The organism is Streptomyces sp. MK37H, from assembly GCF_018035285.1.
In the GTDB taxonomy this organism is placed as follows: domain Bacteria; phylum Actinomycetota; class Actinomycetes; order Streptomycetales; family Streptomycetaceae; genus Streptomyces; species Streptomyces endocoffeicus.
Map to the genome: position 1 here is coordinate 1 of NZ_JAAAYH010000599.1, position 4,205 is coordinate 4,205.

At 72.3% G+C, this 4,205-nt stretch carries 1 protein-coding gene; it reads left to right on the forward strand.

From position 1 onward, the window contains the following. Positions 1-2: 2 nt before the first annotated feature. On the forward strand, positions 3-4,205 hold a 4,203-nt coding region (locus GWI24_RS41295), incomplete at its 3' end, for an acyltransferase domain-containing protein (protein WP_374103404.1).

The window sequence follows — 4,205 nt, forward strand, 5'->3', positions numbered from 1 at the left end:
TGGTGTCGGGCCGGTCGCCCGCCGCCTTGCGGGCGCAGGCGGCCCGGCTGGGTGCGTTCGCCGCCGCTTCCGACGCCACGCCGCCGGACATCGCGTGGGCGCTGGCGACGCAGCGGGCCGCCATGGAACACCGTGCGGTGGTGGTGGCCGGGGACCGGGACGACTTCCTGGCCGGGCTGGACGCGATCGCCGCCGGGGAGCCCTCCACTCATGTGGTGGCTGGGGTGGCCGCCGGGTCGGCCGCCGGTCCGGTGTTCGTCTTTCCGGGGCAGGGGTCGCAGTGGGCGGGCATGGCCGCCGGACTGCTCGACACCTCGCCCGCGTTCGCCGAATCCATCGACCGGTGCGCCCAGGCACTGGCCCCGCACATCGACTGGGATCTGCTCGATGTGCTGCGGGCGACCGGGGATGACGCGGCGCTGCAACGGGTGGATGTCGTCCAGCCCGCCCTCTGGGCCGTCATGGTGTCCTTGGCGCGGGTCTGGCGTTCGCTCGGCATCGAGCCCTCCGCCGTCATCGGCCACTCCCAGGGCGAGATCGCGGCCGCGTGTGTGGCCGGTGTGCTCTCGCTGGAGGACGGCGCGCGGCTCGTGGCGCTGCGCAGCCGCCTCATAGCGCGGGAACTGGCCGGACTCGGCGGCATGGTCTCCCTCGCCACCTCCGCCGAGCGGACACACGACCTGCTGACCGGCCGCGATGACATGTGGATAGCGGCCGTCAACGGGCCCACCTCCACGGTCATCGCCGGGAGCCCCACCGGGCTCACCGAGGCCACGGCGAAGGCCGGGGCCACCGGGGTCCGGACCCGTGCGATCGCCGTCGACTACGCGTCCCACACGCCTCACGTCGAACGCATCCGGGAACAGCTCCTCCAGCTCGCCGCGCCCATCACCCCCCGCACCGGCGACGTCCCCCTGTACTCCACCGTCACCGCCGCCCTCATCGACGGCGGGACCCTCGACGCCGAGTACTGGTACCGCAACCTGCGCGAACAGGTCCGCTTCCACGACACGCTGCGGACTTTGGCGGCCGACGGCCACACCCTCTTCCTGGAGTCCAGTCCCCACCCCGTCCTCACCACCGCCGTCGAGGAGACCGGCCACGACGCCGACCAGCCCGTGTTCGCCACCGGCACCCTGCGCCGTGACCACGGTGGCGTCCGGCAGCTCCTCAGCGCCCTCGCCGCCCTGTGGACCCATGGCGTGACCCCCGACTGGGCGGCGGTGTTCGCACCCGGCGACGCCACAGCCGTCGATCTGCCCACCTACGCCTTCCAGCGCGAGCGCTACTGGCTCGCGCCCGTCGGCCCCGGCTCCGCCGTGCGGGTCGAGCTGCCGTCCGCCACCGTGGCGGCCGAAGGGCCCGAGGCGCTCGAGGGCTTCGCACGCCGAGTGGCCGACGCGACCGGGGGCGCGCCACGGCTGCGGGTGGTGCTGGACGAGGTGTGCCGCCATGCGGCCGCCGTGCTGGGGCTGTCGTCGGTGGACGAGGTGGAGACCCGGAAGGTCTTCCGGGAGCTCGGCTTCGACTCGCTCACCGCCGTGGAGCTACGGAACCAGCTGGCCGTGGCGACGGGTGTGGCGCTCGCGCCGTCCGTCGTCTTCGACTATCCGACGCCCCTGACGCTGGCCCAGCATCTGCTGGGCCGGATCACGGGCGGGGACGCCGCAGGAGCGGGCTCGTACGCGCCGGGCGACGTTGTGCCGCTTGTGCCCGGGGCGGCCGCCCTGGACGAGCCGATCGCGATCGTGGCCACGAGCTGCCGTTTCCCCGCGGGCGTACGGTCGCCCGAGGACCTGTGGCGGCTGCTGCTGTCCGACCAGGACACGCTCTCCGCGTTCCCGGCGGACCGCGGCTGGGATCTCGACGCGCTGTACCACCCCGACCCCGAACGCCCCGGCAGCAGCTATGTCCACCAGGGCGGATTCCTCCCGGACGCCGCCGACTTCGATGCCGGCTTCTTCGGCATCTCGCCGCGCGAGGCGATGGCGATGGACCCCCAGCAGCGGCTGCTGCTGGAGACCTCCTGGGAGGCGCTGGAACACGCGGGCATCGACCCGCTGTCGCTGCGCGGCAGCCGTACCGGGGTGTTCATCGGCCTCGTACCGCACGGCTACGGCGGTGAGGGCGCCGACACCGAGGGCGCCGAGGGCTACCTCTTCACCGGAGCGGCGGGAAGCGTGGCATCCGGCCGGATCGCCTACAGCTTCGGGCTGACCGGACCAGCCGTCACGGTGGACACGGCGTGTTCGTCCTCGCTGGTGGCACTGCATCTGGCCGTGCAGGCGCTGCGCAACGGCGACTGCGGGATGGCGCTCGTGGGCGGCGTCTCGGTGATCTCCACACCGGGTGTGTTCACCGAGTTCAGCCATCAGCGCGGGCTCGCCCCCGACGGCCGCTGCAAGCCCTTCGCGGCGGCGGCGGACGGCACAGCGTGGGCGGAGGGCGTGGGCATACTGCTGGTCGAACGGCTGTCGGAGGCCCGCCGCAACGGCCACCAGGTGATGGCTGTGATTCGTGGCTCGGCGATCAACCAGGACGGCGCCTCCAATGGCCTCACCGCGCCCAATGGACCGTCCCAACAGGCGGTCATCCGGCAGGCGTTGGCGAACGCACGTCTCACGCCGTCCGATGTCGATGTGATCGAGGCACACGGGACGGGTACGGCGCTGGGCGACCCCATCGAGGCACAGGCGCTGCTCGCCACGTACGGCCAGGGCCGATCCGCCGAACGCCCCGCGCTGCTGGGCTCGATGAAGGCCCACGTCGGCCACACCGGCGCGGCGGCCGGGGTCGCGGGCATCATCAAGATGGTGCTGGCCCTGCGCCACGGTGTGGTTCCCCGCACGCTGCATGTGGACGAGCCGACGCCACATGTGGACTGGGGCTCCGGTGCGGTGCGGCTGGTGACGGAGACTATGGGCTGGCCCGAGGCGGAACGGGCGCGCCGCGCGGCGGTGTCGTCGTTCGGGGTCAGCGGCACCAACGCCCATGTGATTCTGGAAGCGGCCCCGACGGTGGATACCACGTCCCAGTCCATGCCCACGGAGGGTGTGCTGCCGTGGGTGATCTCGGCACGCTCCGAGGCCGCGCTACGGGCGCAGGCAGCGCAGTTGCGCGCGTTCGTGGCCACGAGCGATCGGCATCTCGCTGATATCGGCTCGACGCTGGCACGGCACCGGGCCGCGCTGGAGCACCGCGCGGTGGTCGTGGCCGCCGACCGGGACACTTTCCTGGCCGGGCTGGACGCCATCGCCACCGGCGAGCCCGCCGCCCATGTGGTCAGCGGAGTGGCTCCAGAGGAGCCGCCGTCCGGTGCGGTGTTCGTCTTTCCGGGGCAGGGGTCGCAGTGGGTCGGCATGGCCGCCGAACTGCTCGAATCGTCAGCGGTGTTCGCCGAGTCCATCGACCAATGCGCCCAAGCTCTCGCTCCGCATATCGACTGGGATCTGCTCGATGTGCTGAGGGCGACCGGGGACGATGCCCTGGAGCGGGTGGATGTGGTCCAGCCCGCCCTCTGGGCGGTGATGGTGTCCTTGGCCCAGGTGTGGCGTTCGTTCGGTATCGAGCCCTCGGCCGTCGTCGGCCACTCCCAGGGCGAGATCGCGGCCGCATGCGTAGCCGGTGTGCTGAACTTGGAAGACGGCGCACGGCTCGTGGCACTGCGCAGCCGCCTCATCGCCCAAGACCTGGCCGGGCACGGCGGCATGGCCTCACTCACCGCCCCCGCCGACCAGGCCCGCGAGCTGCTGACGGGCCACGACGACGTCTGGATCGCCACCGTCAACGGCCCGACCTCCACCGTCATCGCCGGGAGCCCCGCCGCGCTCACCGACGTCATGGCACAAGCGGAAGCCACCGGTATCCGGGCCCGTGCGATCGCCGTCGACTACGCGTCCCACACGCCCCACGTCGAACGCATCCGAGAACGGCTCCTCCAGCTGGCCGCACCCATCACCCCCCGCACCGGGCATGTGCCCATGTACTCCACCGTCACCGCCGCTCCCATCGACGGCGAGACCCTCGACGCCGAGTACTGGTACCGCAACCTCCGCGAACCCGTCCGCTTCCACGACACGCTGCGGACTCTGCTGACCGACGGCCACACCCTCTACCTGGAGACCAGCCCCCACCCCGTCCTCACCACCGCCATCCAGGAAACCAACCCAAACACCCACGCCACCGGCACCCTCCGCCGCGACCAC